Annotated in this window: 19 protein-coding genes; 18 read left to right on the forward strand and 1 reads right to left on the reverse strand. The window is 70.7% G+C overall.

Translation table 11 applies throughout. The annotated features are described in order from the left end of the window. Positions 1–30: 30 nt before the first annotated feature. The 5 genes from ACPYN7_RS00210 to ACPYN7_RS00230 all read left to right on the forward strand — a co-directional run bounded on the left by ACPYN7_RS00210 (position 31) and on the right by ACPYN7_RS00230 (position 4,838). A complete protein-coding gene (locus tag ACPYN7_RS00210; RefSeq protein ID WP_424346335.1) occupies positions 31–789 on the forward strand; it encodes an energy-coupling factor ABC transporter ATP-binding protein in 759 nt (252 codons plus the stop codon). Continuing rightward, positions 786–1,412: an energy-coupling factor transporter transmembrane component T family protein gene (locus tag ACPYN7_RS00215; protein WP_424346336.1), complete on the forward strand. Its 627-nt coding sequence runs from the start codon at positions 786–788 to the stop codon at positions 1,410–1,412. The genes ACPYN7_RS00210 and ACPYN7_RS00215 overlap by 4 nt, the downstream gene beginning before the upstream one ends. Before the next feature lie 140 nt (positions 1,413–1,552). Beyond that, on the forward strand, positions 1,553–2,182 hold the full coding sequence (locus ACPYN7_RS00220) for a biotin transporter BioY (RefSeq protein ID WP_424346337.1): 630 nt from the start codon (positions 1,553–1,555) through the stop codon (positions 2,180–2,182). A 96-nt stretch (positions 2,183–2,278) separates the two neighbouring features. Continuing rightward, positions 2,279–3,691, forward strand: coding sequence for a class I adenylate-forming enzyme family protein (locus tag ACPYN7_RS00225; RefSeq protein ID WP_424346338.1), 1,413 nt, complete (start codon positions 2,279–2,281; stop codon positions 3,689–3,691). Continuing rightward, on the forward strand, positions 3,672–4,838 hold the full coding sequence (locus tag ACPYN7_RS00230) for a thiolase family protein (RefSeq protein WP_424346339.1): 1,167 nt from the start codon (positions 3,672–3,674) through the stop codon (positions 4,836–4,838). Before ACPYN7_RS00225 ends, ACPYN7_RS00230 begins: the two co-directional genes overlap by 20 nt. A 100-nt stretch (positions 4,839–4,938) precedes the next feature. Here the strand turns inward: ACPYN7_RS00230 and ACPYN7_RS00235 are convergent, their stop codons facing one another. Beyond that, complete coding sequence (locus ACPYN7_RS00235; protein WP_424346340.1) at positions 4,939–5,154, reverse strand: hypothetical protein; 216 nt, start codon at positions 5,152–5,154, stop codon at positions 4,939–4,941. A gap of 114 nt (positions 5,155–5,268) precedes the next feature. Between ACPYN7_RS00235 and ACPYN7_RS00240 the strand changes: the two genes are divergently transcribed. From ACPYN7_RS00240 to ACPYN7_RS00300, 13 genes are all read left to right on the forward strand, one after another. Beyond that, positions 5,269–5,826 (forward strand): CGNR zinc finger domain-containing protein, encoded by a 558-nt coding sequence (locus ACPYN7_RS00240; RefSeq protein WP_424346341.1) that lies wholly within the window; start codon positions 5,269–5,271, stop codon positions 5,824–5,826. A 117-nt stretch (positions 5,827–5,943) separates the two neighbouring features. Then, entirely contained in the window at positions 5,944–7,143 is a 1,200-nt protein-coding gene (locus ACPYN7_RS00245) for a glycoside hydrolase family 26 protein (RefSeq protein WP_424346342.1), read from the forward strand. A gap of 40 nt (positions 7,144–7,183) precedes the next feature. Continuing rightward, on the forward strand, positions 7,184–8,374 hold the full coding sequence (locus tag ACPYN7_RS00250) for a glycosyltransferase (RefSeq protein WP_424346343.1): 1,191 nt from the start codon (positions 7,184–7,186) through the stop codon (positions 8,372–8,374). Positions 8,375–8,464: 90 nt separating this feature from the next. Next, positions 8,465–10,273 carry a hypothetical protein gene (locus ACPYN7_RS00255; protein ID WP_424346344.1) on the forward strand — a complete coding sequence of 603 codons (1,809 nt, stop codon included), beginning with the start codon at positions 8,465–8,467 and terminating at the stop codon, positions 10,271–10,273. Positions 10,274–10,567: 294 nt separating this feature from the next. Beyond that, positions 10,568–11,254, forward strand: a complete 687-nt coding sequence (locus ACPYN7_RS00260; RefSeq protein ID WP_424346455.1) for a prepilin peptidase — start codon at positions 10,568–10,570, stop codon at positions 11,252–11,254. 245 nt (positions 11,255–11,499) lie between these two features. After that, positions 11,500–11,697 carry a Flp family type IVb pilin gene (locus ACPYN7_RS00265; protein WP_424346345.1) on the forward strand — a complete coding sequence of 66 codons (198 nt, stop codon included), beginning with the start codon at positions 11,500–11,502 and terminating at the stop codon, positions 11,695–11,697. A 115-nt stretch (positions 11,698–11,812) separates the two neighbouring features. Further along, positions 11,813–12,163, forward strand: a complete 351-nt coding sequence (locus ACPYN7_RS00270; RefSeq protein WP_424346346.1) for a TadE/TadG family type IV pilus assembly protein — start codon at positions 11,813–11,815, stop codon at positions 12,161–12,163. Between the two features lie 11 nt (positions 12,164–12,174). Then, positions 12,175–13,116, forward strand: a complete 942-nt coding sequence (locus ACPYN7_RS00275) for a pilus assembly protein TadG-related protein (RefSeq protein ID WP_424346347.1) — start codon at positions 12,175–12,177, stop codon at positions 13,114–13,116. 13 nt (positions 13,117–13,129) lie between these two features. Further along, positions 13,130–13,867: a Flp pilus assembly protein CpaB gene (gene cpaB / locus ACPYN7_RS00280; protein ID WP_424346348.1), complete on the forward strand. Its 738-nt coding sequence runs from the start codon at positions 13,130–13,132 to the stop codon at positions 13,865–13,867. Continuing rightward, complete coding sequence (locus tag ACPYN7_RS00285) at positions 13,864–15,075, forward strand: AAA family ATPase (RefSeq protein WP_424346349.1); 1,212 nt, start codon at positions 13,864–13,866, stop codon at positions 15,073–15,075. The genes cpaB and ACPYN7_RS00285 overlap by 4 nt, the downstream gene beginning before the upstream one ends. Next, positions 15,072–16,526 (forward strand): CpaF family protein, encoded by a 1,455-nt coding sequence (locus ACPYN7_RS00290; protein WP_424346350.1) that lies wholly within the window; start codon positions 15,072–15,074, stop codon positions 16,524–16,526. Before ACPYN7_RS00285 ends, ACPYN7_RS00290 begins: the two co-directional genes overlap by 4 nt. Next, on the forward strand, positions 16,523–17,464 hold the full coding sequence (locus ACPYN7_RS00295) for a type II secretion system F family protein (RefSeq protein WP_424346351.1): 942 nt from the start codon (positions 16,523–16,525) through the stop codon (positions 17,462–17,464). Before ACPYN7_RS00290 ends, ACPYN7_RS00295 begins: the two co-directional genes overlap by 4 nt. An 82-nt stretch (positions 17,465–17,546) precedes the next feature. Beyond that, complete coding sequence (locus ACPYN7_RS00300) at positions 17,547–18,377, forward strand: type II secretion system F family protein (protein WP_424346456.1); 831 nt, start codon at positions 17,547–17,549, stop codon at positions 18,375–18,377. Positions 18,378–18,638 lie beyond the last annotated feature (261 nt).

Below are 18,638 nucleotides of genomic sequence, written 5' to 3' on the forward strand. Positions count from 1 at the left end.
GCGCACGACGAGGAGAGGAAGGCGTCCACGGTGTCGATCAAGCACCCGCTCCGCAACCGTCCGCGCCGGGGCGAGCCTGCCGCACCGTCGGCGCCGGGCACGCAGCGCTCGGGCATCCGGCTGAGCGGGGTCACCGTCACCCGGGAGGGCCACGACGTCCTGACGGACGTGGACCTGTCCCTGGACGAGCACCGGATCGCGGTGATCGGGCTCAACGGCTCGGGCAAGTCCACCCTGGTTCGCCTGCTCAACGGCCTGCTGCTGCCCACCCGCGGCACGGTCCACGTGGACGGGCTGTCCACCGCGAAGGACGCCAAACTCATCCGGCGCCAGGTCGGCTTCGTGTTCCAGAATCCGGAGAACCAGATCGTGATGCCCCTGGTCGACGAGGACCTCGCCTTCGGGGCGAAGAACCTGGGCCTGCGCGGGGTCGAGCTCACCGCACGGGTCGACGGAGTCCTGGAGCGGCTGGGCATCGGCCACCTGCGCGAGCGGGAGTCCCACGCCCTGTCCGGGGGCGAGAAGCAGCTGGTGGCCCTGGCCTCGGTGCTGGTCATGGAGCCGTCCACAATCGTCTTCGACGAACCGACCACCATGCTCGACCGGCGCAACCGGCGCCGGCTGCAGACCACCATCGACGGCCTCGACCAGCGCGCGGTCGTGGTCACCCACGACCTGGACCTGATCGAGAACTACCAGCGGGTCCTGGTGGTGCACGAGGGCCGGATCGCCTTCGACGGCGCCCCGGAGCCGGCCGTGGAGTTCTACTGCGGGATCAGCGACCGGTGACCGGTCCGCAGCGCACCGGGCCGCTGACCCGGATCCCGGCCGGGTGGAAGTTCGCGTTCCTGTTCGCGGCCAGCCTCGGCATCTACGCCGTGACGGACCTGGGCGTCCTGGTCGCGGTCTTCGCCCTGGCCGTGGCCGCCGCGGTGCTGACCCGCACCCCGCTCGCCCGCCTGGCCCGGATGCTGGCGGGGCTGGCGCTCATCGTCGGGATCGTCTTCGTCACCCTGGGGGTCAGCACGAGCTGGGAGGCCGCGTCCGTGGCGGCCCTGCGGCTGCTGAGCCTGTGCCTGTTCGCCTGGGCCGTGAGCCTGTCCACGACGTTCGGCGAGATGCTCTCCCTGTTCGAGCGGCTGCTGGCCCCGACCCGGCACCTCGGGCTGAACCCGGCCCAGATGAGCCTGGCCCTGTCGATGACGATCCGGTTCATCCCGCAGATCCGCGGCCAGTACCTCGAGGTCCGCGAGGCGCAGTTCGCCCGCGGCCTGCACAACAGCCCGCTCGCCGTGCTGGTGCCGCTGCTGGTGCGCACCCTGGAGTCGGCCCAGCAGATCGCCGCCGCCCTCGACGCCCGCTGCTACGACGCCGCGCCGCCCCCGCGTCGCGGCGCGGCCGCGCCCGACTGACCTGTTCCGTCCGTTTTCGCCCGGTCCGTTTCCACCGCGTCCGGTCCCGCCTCGTCCGCTCCCTGCTCCGTCCGAACTCTCCGCATTCGCTGCCTCCCAGCGGCCGGGCCCACCGGCCCGGCCCCGACCCGAAGGACCTCATGACCACCAGGACCCCGACCACCACGACCTCCCGGACCGCGGACACCTCCCAGAGCACCCAGAACACGGTGCTCGTGGCGGTGTTCGCAGCCCTCATCGCCGCGCTGGGCCTCGTGCCGCCGATCACGGTCGGGATCGTCCCGGTGCCCATCACCCTGCAGACCCTCGGGGTGATGCTCGCCGGCGCGCTGCTCGGGCCGGTGCGCGGCATGCTCTCCGTCGTCGTCCTGCACGCCCTCGTGCTGGCCGGACTGCCGCTGCTGGCCGGGGGCCGGGGCGGGCTCGGGGTGTTCCTCGGCCCGACCGGCGGCTACCTGGTCGGCTGGATCCCCGCGGCCCTGGTCGTCGGCCTGCTGGTCAAGTACTGGGCGATCCGGCGCACCGGCCGCACGGCCCGCTTCGCCGCCGTGCTGCTCAGCGTGGTCCTCGGCGGCATCGTGGTCATCTACGCCTTCGGCGTGCCGTGGACGGCCGTGGTCACCGGGCTGCCGCTGGCCACCTCCGCCCTGGGCTCGCTCGTGTTCGTTCCCGGGGACCTCCTCAAGGCGGTCGTGGCGACCCTGGCCGCGATCAACGTCCACCGCAGCTACCGCCGCCTCCTCGGCGGGGTGCCGACCGCCGGTCGCTGACCGCCGGGGGAGCGCCGTCCGCTGCGGCGATCTCGACACCCTGCTCACCGCCCAGCGCCGCACCCGGACCGTGGGACCACCGACGAGGACGAGGACATGCCCTTCCTGGACCGCCTGAACCGCTGGGCCGACGAGCGCCCGGACGAGCCCGCCGTCGTCTGTGGAACTGAGCGGCTGAGCTGGAGCGAGCTGCGGGCCCAGGCCTCGGCCCTGGCGGCCTCCGGCGAGGCCACGGTTGTCCTGCGGCAGGGCAACGGCACCGACTTCGCCGTCCGGTGGGCCGCGGGCGTGGCCGAGGAGCGCGAGTGCGCCGTCCTCGACCCGTCCTGGCCGGAGGAGGTGGCCGCGCCGGTGCAGGAGCGCTGCGCGGACCGGCTCCCCGAGCACTCGGCCTCGGCGCGGCTGCGCGACGGCGACCCCGCCTCGGCGTTCCTCATCGGCCTGACCTCCGGCACCACGGCCCTGCCCAAGGGCTTCCGCCGCAGCCGCGCCTCCTGGCAGCGCTCCTTCGCGGCGTCCGCCGAGCACTTCGGCCTGGCACCGCAGGACCGGGTGCTGGCCCCCGGCCCGCTCTCGGCGAGCCTGAACCTCTACGCCCTGTCGGAGTGCCTGCACGCCGGAGCCACGTTCGTCACCCTGCCGCGCTTCGACGTGGCGGCCGCCCGCGCCGCGATCAGCGGGCACGGCGTCACCCGTCTGGTGCTCGTGCCCACGATGCTGCGGGTCCTCGCCGAGCGCGGCCCGGCCGGCGGTGCCGACGCGAGCGGGGTGAGCACGATCGTGTGCGCCGGGCAGAAGCTGGACCCCGGCACGCTGGCGGCGGCCCGCCGCTGGGCGCCGCGCGCCATGATATGGGAGTACTACGGCGCCGCGGAGCTCGGCTTCGTCGCTGCCCGCTGCCACCCGGCGGGCGAGGCCGTCCCCGAGGCTGCCAGCGACGCCGGCACCGCCGTGGGCACCGCGTTCCCGGGGGTGGAGCTCGCCGTCCTCGACGACGACGGCGCCCCGCTGCCGGAGGGGACGGCCGGGACCGTCGCCGTCCGCTCGGAGCTGGTCTGCGACGGCTACCTCTGGGGCGACGACGGCCGGGCCTTCGGCCGGCTCGGCGGCATGGCCACCGTGCGGGACCGGGGCGTCCTGCGCGACGGCCGGCTGCACGTGCTGGGCAGGGCCGCGGAGATGATCAACAGCGGCGGGCACAACGTCTATCCGCACGAGGTGGAAGAGGCCCTGGCCGTGGTGCCGGGAGTGGCCGGCGTCGTCGTCGTGGGGCTTCCCGACGGCGCCCGCGGTCAGCGGATCGTGGCCGGGATCCTCCCCACTCGCCACGGCGGACCGGACCGGCTCCGGCTCCGCGCCGGGCTGGAGGGGCGCCTGGCGCCGGCCAAGCGCCCGCAGCAGTACCTGGAGCTGCAGGAGCTGCCCCTCACCGCGGCCGGCAAGCTCAGCCGCTCGCTGCTCCGCGACTGGATTCTCGAAGGAGACCCCCGTGCCCGTCCCCTCGGCTGATGCCCCCGTGCTGGTGCTGGGCCGGCGCACGCCCCTGGCCCGTGCCGGGACCCTGCTCGACGGCGTGCCCGTCCACCGGCTCCTGGCCCCGGTGCTCCGGTCCCTGCTGGTGGACTCCGGGCTGGATCCCGAGCACCTGGCGGACGTGGTGGTCGGCAACGCCGTGGGCGCCGGGGGCAATCCCGCCCGGCTCGCGGCGCTGGAGGCCGGTCTGCCGCTGTCCGTGCCGGGCCTCACGGTGGATCGGCAGTGCGGCTCGGGCCTGGACGCCGTGGTGCTGGCCTGCCGACTCGCCCAGGCCGGGGCCGGCCGGGCCTTCCTCGCCGGCGGGGCGGAGAGCATCAGCACCGCACCGCTGCGCGGACGACGACGCCAGGACGGGGGAGTCGAGTTCTACCGCCGCGCCCAGTTCGCCCCGGAGCACCTGGGCGACCCGGACATGGGTGCGGCCGCCGAGACCGTCGCCCGCGAGCACGGGATCGGCCGGGAGCGCCAGGACGCCTACGCGCTGCGCAGCCACCGGCGGGCGCTGGCCGCCGCGGAGGCGGAAGCGTTCGAGGACGAGCTCGTGCCGGTGGCCGGACCGCGTGGGGAGGTGCGAGCCGACAACGGCCCGCGGCCGGCGCTGACCGCCCGGCTGCTGGCGCGCTTCCCGGCCGCGTTCGAGGCCGGCGGGACGGTCACGGCCGGCAACTCCTGCGGCGACGCCGACGGCGCGGCCGCCGTCCTTGTCACCGACCCCGCCACGGCGCAGGGCCTGGGTGTTCCGGCCGGACTGGCCTTTCGCGGCGCGGCCACGGTCGGGGTGGACCCGGCGCGCCTGGGCCTCGGGGCCGCCGTGGCCGCCCGGCAGCTGCTGACGGAGCAGGGCGTGCCCGTGGAGGCGCTGGCGGCGGTCGAGTTCAACGAGGCCTTCGCCGGGCAGGTCCTGGCCTGCACCGACCTGCTCGGCCTCGACGAGCAGGTGCTCAACGCCGAGGGCGGCGCCCTGGCCCTGGGCCACGCCTACGGCGCCTCCGGAGCGGTGTCCATGGTGCGCCTGCTCGCCCGGTCGCGGGCGCTGCCGCCGGGGAGCCTGCTGCTGGCGATGATCAGCTCCGCCGGCGGGATGGGCACGGCCGCCCTGTTCGAGAAGGTCGCGCTCTGACCGGGGGCCCCGCCCTGATCTGCCGACCCCGTCATGACGCGGGGACCTCGAGCCGCCCGGAGCCGAGAACTGCCGGGGCCTCCGGCCGATCCGGTGTCGCTCAGCGGGTGCGCTGCGCCGCCGGCCGTTCCGCGCTGTCCAGGGCGGGGTAGGACGGCCCGTGCTCGCCGAGCACCATCAGTCCGCGCCGCACGTTGTAGTACACGTCCCGGAGCGTCCAGCTGCGCAGGGCCGTGCGCTCCCGCCGCGGGACGGACTGCCGACCCACGGTGGCGAACACGAAGAGCAGCGCCAGGAGGTAGAGTCCGCCGACCATGAGGAACTCCTTCTCGCGACCATCGTCGCGTAAGGGTCTAAACTGTTGATGACACTCACGCTAGTCGTGGAGAGGATAAGTAGTCAAGTGCATTTTGCCTATGACACTGAAGACGTGCTCGAGTCCGATGTGGCGCTGATGAACACCGCGCCGGGAGCGTCGCGCTCCGGGGAGGACGAGCTGGTGACCACCGAGCAGCTGCGGGTCCTCCTGGAGGAGCACGGCTGGTCGGGGCGCTTCGACCGCGACGAGCAGGAGCTGGCCGAGGTGCGCGAGGTGCGCGGCGAGCTGCGGCGGGTCTGGGCCCTGGACCGGGACGCCATGGTGGACGCGGTCAACGCCGTGCTCGACACCACCGAGCTCGCCCCCCACCTCGCCCGGCACGACGGCAAGGACTGGCACCTGCACGCCTCGCCCTCGCACGCCCCCCTGGCCGCCCGCCTGCGCCTGGAGACGGCGTTCGCGCTCGTGGACGTGATCCGTGCCGACGAGACGGACCGGTTGCGCGAGTGCGGGGCCGAGGACTGCGACGGGGTGCTCCTGGATCTCTCCCGCAACCGGTCCAAGCGCTTCTGCAGCCAGCGCTGCGCCAACCGCACCAACATGACCGCCTACCGCCGGCGCCAGGCCGGCGAGACCGACGACCGCCCCGATCTCGACGACGGGCCCTGAGCCGGCCGGGCTGACCGGCCGGCGCGGCGGGCGGGGCGTCGTCGTCGTCCGTCATGGACCGCGCCGCCGGACGCTCATTTCCATGTATTTCTATCGACCTCTTCTTAAGCTGACGCAGTGAAGGAATCCTCGCTCGTCGCCGTCGTGTTCGTCGCCACCCTCGCCCTGGGCGGGGGCACCCTCGCGGCGCAGATTTCCTCCGAGTCGGCGGAGGAGACTCAAGTTGCCGCGCCTCCGGAGTGCACCGTTCTGGACCGGTCCCAGCTGGAGCCCGAGACCGGTGCCCTCTACGGGGTGAACCTGGACTGGGAGGACCGCTCGCTGGCCGACTACGCCGAGCGGCTGGGGCACAAGCCGGCCGTGTCCGTCTCCTTCACCGGCTTCCCCTACGACGAGCAGGGGGCCGGCTACCTGCGCATGGGGGCCGACCAGGTTCGGGCCGATGGCCGGATGATGCTGCTGACCCTCGAACCCGAGGGCGGGCTCGAGGAGATCGACGACGCCGCTGTGCAGGCGCTGGTGAACGACCTCGCGGCGATCAACGACTCCGGGGTGCCGGTCATCGTGCGCTTCGCCCACGAGATGAACGGCTCCTGGTACGCGTGGGGTCAGCAGCCGACCGCCTACGTGGAGGCCTATCGGCAGGTGGCGGACGCGGTGCACGAGCAGGCACCTGGCTCGGCGATGATGTGGGCGCCCAACTACGGGGGCGGCTATCCCTTCGCCGGCGGGCGGTACGAGGCCGAGCCCGGCACCGCCGACTTCGCCGCCCTCGACACCGACGGCAACGGGGAGCTGACCATGGCCGATGACGCCTACGCCCCGTACTACCCGGGCGACGACGCCGTGGACTGGGTGGGCATGTCCCTGTACCACTGGGGCTCCGCCCACCCGTGGGGCGAGAACGAGCTGCCGGAGGACGGCAAGTTCCTGCAGCAGCTCACGGGCACCTACGCCGGGGCGGGAGGCGACGACCGCGCTGTGGCCGACTTCTACGCCGAGTACGGGCAGCGGCGGGGAAAGCCCGTGGCCGTCCCGGAGACCGCCGCCCTGTACAACCCGGCCGAGGGCGGCGCCGACGAGCTGGCGATCAAGCAGGCGTGGTGGGGCCAGGTCTTCGACGAGTCGATTCCGGAAGACTTCCCGCAGCTGAAGATGCTCAGCTGGTTCGAGTGGGACAAGCACGAGGTGGAGATCGACGGACCCGTGGACTGGACCACCACCAACACTTCCGCCGTGCGGGACGCCTTCACGGCCGACCTGCCCGGCTGGCTGCGCTGGGGCCCCGAGGAGGGCTGCACCGCGCCGTCCTCCTGAGCTGCCTGCGGGCCGGACGCTTCAGGAGCACACTGACTCCATGAGGATGATGCTGCTGACCTCCGGCACCCGCGGGGACGTGGAGCCGTTCGCCGCCCTGGCACGTTTCGCCACCGAGCGCGGGCACGAGGTCCGGCTGGGCGTGCCCGAGAACTCGGGGGTGGACCTGGCCGGCCTCGACACCGTCGGTCTCGAGGTGGACTTCCACCGGCTGGTCCAGACGCACGGGATCTCGCCGTGGACGGCCGTGCGGCACTTCCGCACCGAGGTGGGCCCCGGCATGCGCCGGATGCTGGCCGCCGCGGTGCGGGAGACCCTCGCCTTCGAGCCGGACGTCGTGGTCCGCCACGCCAAGGTGCTCACGGCGCCGGCGGCGGCGGACGCCCTGGGCGTTCCGCACGTGGTGGTGGAGGCCGTGCCCGTGCTCACGCCCACCCGGCAGTTCCCGGCGCCCGGCGTGCTGAACCGGGACCTCGGCCGGTTCAACCGCGCGACCTATGCGGTGGCTCGCGGTGCCGAACGAATGTTCCGCCGCGACATCGAACGGGCGTGCGCCCAGCTGCCCGGTGGCGTGCCGGCCTCCGTGTCCGCCGCGGCCGCAACCCTGCTGCCGATCAGTCCGCAGCTGCTGCCGCGCCCGGCCGACTGGCCGGCCTCGGTGCACCTCACCGGGTCCTGGCACTCCGACGGCCCGGTGCCGGTTCTCGATCCGGACGTGCTCGAGTTCTTCCGGGGCGGGTCGTACCTGGTGGCGACGTTCGGTTCCATGGCCTCCGGGGACCCGCAGGCCCGGGGGAGGGCCGTGGTGGAGAGCGCCCGGACCCACGGGCTGCGCACTCTCCTGCTCACCGGATGGGGCGGGCTCGCCCTGCCGGACGACCTCCGGGGCGACGACGTGCTGGCCGTGCCGTCCCTGCCGCTCGACGCGGTGCTGCCCGGTGCGGCGCTCGCCGTCCACCACGGCGGAGCCGGGACCGTGCACACCGTGGCCCGCGCCGGCGTCCCGCACGTGGTGGTGCCGTTCCTCGCCGACCAGCCGTTCTGGGGCCGGCAGCTCCACGCGCTCGGGCTCGCGGCGGCTCCGATCCCGCAGAAGAAGCTGACGGTCGATCGGCTCACCGCGGCGATCGACGAGGCCCTGGGGTGCCGTTCCACTGCCGAGCGGGTGGGTCGTGCGGTGCGGACGGAGCACGGCCTGCGGACGGCGCTGTCGGTGCTCACGTCCTGGTGATCTCCGGACGGCGGCAACCCGTGTAGTTTGCGTCTGGAAACACGTTGTCGCCGGGCGTCCGGCCCGGTGCGCCGAGGAGCAGGGACCCCCATGGACGGTGATGAGCCGGCAGAGCGCGCCACGGTGCTGGAACGGCTGAGGGGCGTGGCCCGCGCCGACGCGCGGGACGGGGCGGAGGGTGCTCAGCAGCTGGAGCACGCCCTCGCGTTCCTCGGGGAGCTCGACCTCCGGACGCTGCGGGAGATCGAGCGGGAGCTCGCCCGCCCGGACAGCATGATCACCAGGCCGGGCGGGGGAGCCCACGGTGGCCTCGCGGCCTTTCTCGGCCCGCGCTACGCCGCGGCGTTCCCCGCCTCCCGCTACCGACCGAGCACGCCGGTCCCACAGATCCGAGCCAGGCTGCTGGACACGCTGGTCTTCCGGGAGATCCGGATCGCCCACGGCACCACGATGTTCGACCGGTCCGTGCGCGACCTCCAGGAGGCCCTGGGACTGCCCCCGCACGACAGCCTCGCGGAGACGGGCTTCGCGGAGTACGGAGCGGCGAGCGTGTTCCTGCTGCTCGACGTCGCGGCATCCCTCGCCACCGTGCAGCTCAGCAGGACCTCCGCCCACATCACCGCGTCCATGGGCTACTCCGGCATGGACGCCTACGCGGACGCCCTCGACGCCTGCCACTTCATGACCACCCCCTTCGCCCGGCACCTCCTGCGGTCCCGGCCAGATCCCGACCGGCTGGTGGCCCTGGCGGCGCGCGGGCGGCTGGACGCCTACGGGATCTCGCCCACCGATCTCGACGGCGACCGCCTGCGGACCGAGCTCTCGAAGCTCCGGGACCGGCTGCCGGAGCTGAGCAGCGCGTACACCTCCTGGGGACCGACCGGGGACGCCGCCCGGCGGCAGCCCCCGGCCACTGCGGGGCGGGCGGACGCGGCGCGGACGTCCTTCGTCGTCTCCGGGCGTCCGGGGCGGCCCCGGACCGCCGGCGAGGCCGAGCAGAACCACCTGTCCCACAGGGGGTGGACTCTATGGGCGCGCGAGCACCGGACTCAGCTGTCGACGGCGCTGGCGATCGTTGCCATCGTGGTCTTCTGGTGGTCGGCTCGGGCGGTCTCCCTGGAACTCTCGGGCCGGCTCATCGTGCTCGCCGGCCTGATGGGAGCCGTCGCCGGTGCTGCCCTGGCCGCCCTGCTCGACTCCCGGGCGCAGGCCTTCTTCCGCGCCGCCGAGGGACTCAGCAGGTACACCGTGCTGCAGGGGCGGCGGGACGCGCCGTTCCTGCGCGCCCTGCGGTCGCTGCGCCCGGACCTCTTCGCCGGTGTTCGCCACGCCGGCCTGCCGCGGCTCGTCACCGTGGTGGTCGAGCGCAACGGCGTCCTGTTCCTGGGCCGCGGCGCGCGCCCCCGCGTCGTGGCGGCTTTCCACTGGTTGCACGTCCGGCAGATCACGGCACCGGAGGACCCGCCCGGGCCGTCCCGCCGGCGAGCGCACCGGGTAGTCTTCGTCGTCCGCAGGGACGGGGCCGAGGCGGCGCTCGGCCTTCCGCTCGAGCGGGCGAAGGTGGCCTGGACCCAGCGCAGCTACCTCGAGAACAGACCGCTGGAGGCGGTGCTCTCACTCCTGCAGGGCTTGCGGCACACCTGGGCGCTGCCCCCGCTCGGCGCACGCGATCACGGTGACACCTCCGAGCGTCTGCGCCTGCTGAGCGGAGCCGACGAGCTGGCCGGCACCCGGTGGGAGCAGGAGGCCCTCGACTGGGAGTTCGGCCCCCGTCCGTCGCTGGAGCTTTCCGGTGCCGCCGCGGCACGCCGGGAGCAGCTGGTGCTGGGATCAGTCGTCGTGGCCATGGCCCTCGGGTGCGTGCTCGTCCCGCCATTGCTGGCCTGGCTCGTCACCTGATGCCGGTGGTCCGCCCGAGAAAGCCAGCGCCTGAGGAACACCACTGTCGAAGCTCGATCGAGCAGGGCGTCAAACCCGAATTCTCGGGGACAGCAATTCCTGTCGATTTCGAGTCAGAAATGTCTCGACCGGAAGGCCGCATTGTCGGGAAATGCTGACTGACGTGCTCAAACACTGAAAAGGTCGTCCGCTCGGTTAGTCTCTGTCCCGTACGGGGACCCCGAATGGGGGACAACCATTCACCGGGTGTCAGTCGAAGCGCCCACAAGCCGGAGGAACACTCGCGTGGAGCCCATGCTCGGATCAGCGCCTCTTGTCCTGGTGCTGGCCGCCGGTCTCGTCGGCGCCGTCGTGGGGTGGTTCCTGCCCCGTGTCGTCCTCCGGTACAGCCCTGTCACGGACGAATCCACCTCTGCGCCGTCCCATCCGCTGCTGGCTGTCGCCACGGCGGCGCTCTTCGTCCTGGTGGCCGCGTTCTTCGGGCTCAGCTGGGAACTTCCCGCCTATCTCTTCTTCGCGGCGGTCGCTGTGGTGCTGACGGTGATCGATCTGCGCCACCATCTGCTCCCCAACGCCGTGGTGCTGCCGGCGCTGGGCATCGGCTTCGTGCTGCTCGCGCTCGCCGCTATGGGGGAGGGCACCTGGGGTGCGCTGTTGCGCGCCGCGCTGGGCGCGCTCGCGCTGTTCGTCCTCTACCTCGTGCTCGCGCTCATCTCGCCGGCAGGGCTCGGCATGGGGGACGTCAAGCTCGCCGCGGTGCTCGGGCTGTTCCTCGGCTTCCAGGGGTGGGGAGCCCTTTTCGTCGGGGCGGTGCTGGCATCGGTGGTCGGCATGGTGGTGGGGCTCGCCGTGCTGGCGTCCCGCCGCGGCGGCCTGCGCAGCGACGTGCCGTTCGGCCCGTCGATGCTGGCCGGCGCCCTGGTGGCGGTCGTCTGGGGAGAGCTGCTGGCGCGGGAGTACCTTCTGCCAGGGCTGTACTGACGCCGTTCGGGGGACAAGCGTGCCGGTGCGCTGGTGCATGTAAATCGATGCAGTCCGCCACTAGGCATTACGTCCCTTTTTGACGTCCCCCAAAGTGCATGCGTCTGAATGTTTGTGGCTTTGCTGGAGCAAAGTCTAATCTGTTTACAGGTCAGTAGCCCGGTACGGGGAGCCTCTCGCAGGCAGTGTCGGAATCAGCTGAAGACCCACTCCACCATTTCTCTGCTTTGCTTAGGAGCTTTCTCATGCTGCCTCTTTTCATCACCCTCCAGACCCTCTTCGGTGACGCCAAGGCCCGCCTCTCCGGCGAGGAGAAGGGCGCTGCCGCCGTGGAGTACGGCCTGCTCATCGGGCTCATCGCCGTGGCTATCATCGCGGTCCTGATCGTCCTGGGGCCTGCCATCGCGGCTCTTTTCCAGGACGTTGTCGACGCCCTTCCGTGATCTGACAACCGTCCAGCGCGCGCCGCGGCGTCCCCAGCGGGGGATGCCGCGGCGCGCGGCACGTCACGGCTCGGAAGAGGGGACCATGAGTCGATTACGCTCCGCACGAGGAGCTGTGGCCGTCGAGTTCGCCCTGCTGCTGCCGATCCTTGTAGCGGTGCTCCTGGGCGTCGTCGAGTTCGGCCGCGCGTACAACGCCCAGATCAGCATCACGCACGCCGCCCGGGAAGCCGCCCGCACGATGGCCGTCCAGGACGATCCTGCAGCAGCCCGCGCGGCCGCCATCACTGCGGCGCCGTCCCTGAACCCCGCGCTCACCGACGGGCAGATCACCATCTCTCCCTCGGACTGCACCGCCGGCGCGACCGCGACGGTCACCATCCAGTACAACGTCACCTTCATCTCGGGCTGGTTCGGTCCGGGTGTCGATCTCACCGGAACGGCGGCCATGCAATGCGGCGGATAGGACTCCATCAAATGGGTGAGGAACGCGGGGGTGTCTCGGTCGTCGTGGCCGTCGCCCTGGTCGCCCTGCTCGGCTTCGCGGCCCTCGTCATTGATGTCGGCGCGCTCTACGCGGAGCGTGCGGAGCTTCAGAGCGGTACCGATGCGGCGGCACTGGCTGTCGCCCAGGACTGCGCCGGCGGGAACTGCGGCGATGCGACGGCCACCGCGAAGAGCCTTGCCGACCAGAATGCCAAGGACGGCGCAGCCAGTGTCGATGCGCCGGTCTTTCCCACCTCCAACTCTGTGCGCGTGCGAGCCACCACCCTGGACGGGAACACGGGGGCCGGCTCGCTGGCCTTGAGCTTCGCACCCGTTCTGGGCATCGACGAAGCCACCGTGGCCGCGGTGTCGACCGCATCCTGGGGGAGCCCTGCAGGAGGACCCGCCATGCTGCCACTCGCCTTCGCTCCCTGCGTCTTCGACCTCAACGGCGGTGTGCAGGTCATCCAGACGCACGGCACGTCGAGCACGCCGAGCTGCACCAGCACCAGTCCGTCCGGAGCCACGCTTCCCGGGGGCTTTTCGTGGCTGGACAGCTCCACGGGTGCGTGCGAGTCCCACATGGACATCGACGACAACGCGTTCAGCGACCCGGGCAACAACATTCCCAGCGAGTGCACCGGTGTGTTCGAACCCTCGCTGGTCGGTCAGACCCTGATCCTTCCGTTGTACGACGACACGAGTGGCACCGGATCCGGCGCCACGTACCACGTCTCCGGATGGGTCGCCTTCAAGATCCACGGGTGGAGGTTCCCCGGAAACTCCCTCAACAACAACAGCATCGAGGGGGCCAAGTGCGTGGGCTCCTGCAACGGACTCATCGGCGAGTTCATCGAGTTCACTGACCTGAGCGGTGACTTCACCCTCGGTGGCCCCAACCTGGGCGTGACCGTCGTCGCGCTGACCGAGTAGAAAGAGCGCCCCCGTGAAAGTACGTGTCATCGCCGCCGTCCTGGCTGTGATCCTCGCCCTGGTGGGCACCGTGCTCGTCTCCGGCTATGTCCGGGCTGCGGACGCGCGTGCCCTCGAGGGCACGGAGACCAAGGAAGTCTTCGTCGTCGAGAACGAGGTGCGGGCCGAGATGCCCGTCGAGGAGCTGACCAAGCACCTGCGCAAGCAGACGCTGCCCGTCTCCGCTCTCGCCGAGGACGCCGTCACCGACCTCGCCGAGTTCGAGGGCCGCGTCACTGCCGTCGAGCTCCGGCCCGGTGAGCAGCTCCTGGGTAGCCGGCTCGTCACCCTCAACTCACTCCAGGAGCCGGGCCGTGTGGCGGTGCCCAAGGAGCTCCAAGAGGTCACCATCCAGGTCAGTGCCGATCGGGTGGTCGGCGGTCAGATCAAAGCGGGCGACTTCGTGGGAGTGTTCGCCTCCTTCGACGAGGGTCCCGGGGACAAGCCGGCTACGGAGCTCGTCTTCCACCGGGTCCTGGTCACCAGCATCCAGGGCGCGCCGGTCGCCGCCGAGGCGAGCGACGCGGAAGAAGGCGCCCCTGGTGCACCTCCCGTTCCCGAAGGGGCCATGCTCGTGACGCTCGCCCAGGATGCGGCTGATGCCGAGAAGACCGTCTTCGCGGCGGAGTTCGGCAGGATCTGGTTGTCGAACCAGCCTGTGGACGCCAAATGGAACGACGATGGAGCCAGCATGGAGGACTTCTTCAAATGAGCAGATTCCTACTCGTCACCTCGGACGTGACCTTCGACCAGCGCGTGCAGACGGCCATCGCCGGCCGGATCCCGGGGTCGGTGCAGACCGTCTACAACCCCCAGTTGCCCGAGACCCCCGATGAACTCCTGCGCAAGGTGGTCGGCGAGCTGCCGGCGGTCCTGCTCCTGGGCCCCGGCGTCGACCCGGGTGCCGCACTCCGCCTCGCATCCGTGTTCGACGTCCAGCATCCCGAGATCAGCCTGGTCCTCGTCGCGGAGGCAGATCCTGCCCTCGCCCTGGCGGCGATGCGAGCGGGGGTCCGGGACATCCTCGAGCCCCAGGCGGAGGCCGACGTCATCCGCGTACTGCTCGAGCGGGCCTGCCACGCGGCCGACAGCCGGCGCCGCGGTCTGATCCCCGATCCGTCCCTGGATTCCGCACCGTCCCGCCTCGGCGGACGGGTGATCGCGGTGACCTCCCCGAAGGGCGGCGTCGGCAAGACGACGGTGGCCACCAACCTGGCGGTCGGGCTCGGGAAGCTCGCCCCCATGTCGACGGTCCTCGTGGACCTGGACGTGCAGTTCGGGGACGTTGCCGCGGTGCTCAATCTGTCTCCCGAGCACACGCTCACGGACGCGGTGACGGGTGCGGCAGCACAGGACACCATGGTGCTCAAGGCCTTCCTCAGCGTCCATCACAGCTCGATCTACGCCCTCTGTACCCCGGAGTCGCCGGCGGAGGCCGATCTCATCAACGCCGACCAGATCGGGCACATGCTGGACCAGCTGGCCAGCGAGTTCCGGTTCGTCGTCGTCGACACGGCGCCGGGACTGGGCGAGCACACCCTGGCAGCGCTGGAGGCGGCCACCGACGTGGTGTTCATCTCCGGCATGGACGTGCCCGGAGTGCGCGGGCTGCGCAAGGAGATCGACGTCCTCACCGAACTGCAGATGCTGCCCGGCTCCCGGCACATCGTGGTCAACATGGCCGACCGCACCAGCGGGCTGAGCGTACAGGACATCGAGGCGACTGTCCGGACACCGGTGGACGTGGTGGTGCCCCGGTCCAAGGCGGTGACCTACTCCACCAACAAGGGCGAGCCGATCCTGCAGGAGGCCTCGCGGGACAAGGCCGCGAAGGCCCTCAACCAGCTGGTGGCCCGCTTCGATCCGGCTCGCTCCACCACACCCCGCAAGGCCGTGCACCGACGGGCGGTGCTCCAGTGAAGCTCTCGCAACGGCTCGATGCGGCCCGAGGAGGCCAGAATCCGCCGGTCGCCGATCCAGCCGAGGGGGCCGACACCACAGAGTCCGAGGTCGAGGATTTCGTGTCCACGTTCGTCGTGGAGGCTCCTTCTGCTCCGGTCTCGGCGACACCGGCGACAGATGCCTTGGCTGGGCTGAAGGAGCGGGTCGGCGAGGCCCTCTTCGACCGGATCGGAAGCCGGTTGAGCGATTCCGGACTCACCGAGGCGGCCCTGCAGGCCTATGCCCGAGAGGAGCTCACCCAGATCGTCGACGCCGAGCAGGTGCCGCTCAGCAGCGAGGAGCGGCAGCGACTGGTCCGGCAGATCAGTGACGATGTCCTCGGATTCGGGCCGCTGCAGCGCTTCCTGGACGACGACACCGTCACGGAGATCATGGTCAACGGTCCCGACCAGATCTTCATCGAGCAGGGCGGCCGGGTCACCCTCAGCCACGCCCGTTTCAGGTCCGAGGAGCACCTGCGTCAGGTGATCGAGAAGATCGTCTCGAAGGTGGGGCGCCGCATCGACGAGTCCTCACCGCTCGTGGACGCCCGTCTGGAGGACGGCTCCCGCGTCAACGCTGTCATCCCTCCGCTGGCGGTCAACGGTTCGTCGCTCACCATTCGCAAGTTCGCGGCCGACCCGCTCAAGGTCGCCGACCTCGTGCGGTTCGGCTCGATGTCGCCCGAGATGGCCGAACTGCTCAACGCGTGCGTCAAGGCGCATCTCAACATCCTCATCTCCGGCGGCACCGGCACGGGCAAGACGACGATGCTCAACGTGATGTCGTCGTTCATCCCGCACGACGAACGCATCATCACCATCGAGGACGCAGTGGAGCTGCAGCTGCAGCAGGAGCACGTGGTGCGCCTCGAGAGCCGCCCGGCCAACATCGAGGGCAAGGGCGAGATCACCATCCGCGATCTCGTCAAGAACTCCCTCCGCATGCGCCCCGATCGCATTGTCATCGGCGAGTGCCGCGGTGGCGAAGCGCTCGACATGCTGCAGGCCATGAACACCGGTCACGACGGATCCTTGTCCACCATCCACGCGAATTCGCCGCGCGACGTCGTGTCGCGTCTCGAGACGCTGGTGCTCATGGCCGGTATGGATCTGCCGTTGCGGGCTGTCCGAGAACAGATCTCCTCGGCCATCGACGTCGTCGTCCAGCTGACACGACTGCGCGACGGTACCCGACGCGTCACCCACATCACCGAAGTCCAGGGCATGGAAGGCGACATCGTGACCCTGCAGGACGCGTTCGTGTTCGACTACAGCGCAGGGGTCGACGCCAGTGGCCGGTTTCTCGGGAAAGCCATCCCCACTGGGGTGCGTCCCCGGTTCGTGGACCGCTTCGAGGACCTGGGCATCCACGTCTCGCCCAGGGTCTTCGAGATGCCGCAGACGCCGGCGCAAGGACGGCCACGATGATGCCTCTTGTCTCTGGCGTCACCATGTTCCTGGGAGCGCTGCTGCTCGTCCTGTTCGTCACGTTGCGCTCGTCGACTCCGCGACTGCCGGAAGAACGACGGCGCCCGGCACGTCTGGACGAGGCGCCCCCTTCCGTCCTGAGCCGTGTCACCGGCATCACGACCAGCGCCATCACGGACACGCTCAACAAGCACGGGTGGACACGGTCGATCGCTGATGCTCTCGACAGGGCAGGCATCCGCATGTCACCGGCGGACTTCCTGGTGCTCGTCGGGATGTCCGGAGTGGTTGCCGCGCTGCTGGGCTTCCTGATCGGGGGGCCCGTTCTCGCTCTGCTGGCACTCGTGGTGGCGCCGATCGGAGGAAAAGTCTTTCTGGCCGCGGCGGTCGGCAAGCGGCAGAGGGCCTTCGCCGATCAGCTCGACGACACCCTGCAGCTCTTGGCCGGCAGCCTCCGCGCTGGGCACAGCCTGCTGCGCGCCGTCGACGCTGTCTCGAAAGAGGCGCAGGCGCCTACCACCGACGAGCTGGCCCGGGTGGTGAACCACACCCGCATCGGCAGGGACCTCAACGACGCCCTGGAGGAGACCTCGGTGCGCATGAACAACGAGGACTTCAACTGGGTGTCCCAGGCGATCGGCATCCACCGGGAGGTGGGCGGTGACCTCGCGGAAGTCCTTGACCAAGTGGGCCACACGATCCGAGAGCGGAACCAGATTCGCCGGCACGTCAAGGCTCTCAGCGCCGAGGGCAAGCTGTCGGCGTACATCCTGATGGCCTTGCCCCTCGTAGTGGCCGGAGTCTTGGCGATGATCAATCCAGCGCACATGGCCCCGCTCTTCACCGAACCTCTGGGATGGGGCATGTTGGTGGCGTCTGCCGTGATGTTCACGATCGGTGGGCTGTGGATGCGCAAGATCGTCAGCTTCAAGTTCTGAACCGCCTTCGTTCCAGCACAGTCCCGGGAGACAACTCGTGCCTCTGACACTTACTCTTGCCGCCGTGGTCTTCGGCGCAGCGATGGCCTTGGCCCTGTGGGCCCTGTTCAGCACCGCAGGCGCCTCCGCGCGCCAGGTACGGGACAATCTGTCCCGCGGATTCAGCGCCGAGATCGTCGCTGTCGGTGGACCTGCGCGGCCGTCCTTCGGCGCTCTGCACCGTCTGACCACGCCGAAAGGTGTCGCGCGGCTCGACCGCCTGCATGCGCTCGCCGGACGCCCGGCCGCGTGGCCCCTCTCGCGACTGATTGCCGCCAAACCGCTGTTGGCGGGTGCCGGCCTGGTACTGGGCATGCTCCTTCTGGCCGGCAACGCCAGCGGCAGGGTGCTCGCCCTAGTCATCGTGATCACGGCGGTGGCCTACTTCGTGCCGGACCTCCTCCTCTACGGCCGCGGTATCGAACGCCAGAAGGCCATCGGCTTGGAACTGCCCGACACGTTGGACCAGATGATGATCGCCGTCGAGGCCGGACTCGGCTTCGAGTCCGCCATGTCCCGGGCGGGAGAGAACGGCAAGGGGCCGCTCGCCGAGGAACTCCTGAGGACGCTCGGTGACATGCGCGTAGGAATGCCTCGTAAGGAGGCGTACCGCGCTCTCGAGGAGCGGACCAACGTCCCCGACCTGCGAGGCTTCACCCGGGCGGTCGTCCAGGCTGACGCCTACGGCATCTCCATCAGTACCGTCCTTCGGACGCAGGCCAATGAGATGCGGCTCAAGCGCCGGCAACGGGCGGAGGAGCAGGCCATGAAGATCCCGGTACAGGTGCTGATGCCCTTGATGCTTTTCATCCTCCCGGTGCTCTTCATCGCCATCTTCGGCCCTGTGGTGCTGAGCGTGATGGAGCAGTTCTGATGCAGCCACGACAAAATCGGGCAGGCCTAAAGTGTTCCGGGGTCGTCAGTGCCCGTCGTTCCTAGGATGAGTAGCCTCCTCGAATCAGCGTTCTTGCGAAGACACCCATCCGCGCCGTACCTGGTCTTTGCTGATGAGCTATGACCTGCACCTCACCAGAGCTAGTGACTGGTCAGAAACCCCTTCACATCCGATCACCTCGATGGAGCTGGTCGCAGCCTGCCACCAGGTGGGCCTTGATCTCCGTCCGGACGGTGCGGA

Origin of the sequence: Kocuria sp. CH-021, assembly GCF_049716185.1 — a bacterium.
In the GTDB taxonomy this organism is placed as follows: domain Bacteria; phylum Actinomycetota; class Actinomycetes; order Actinomycetales; family Micrococcaceae; genus Kocuria; species Kocuria cellulosilytica.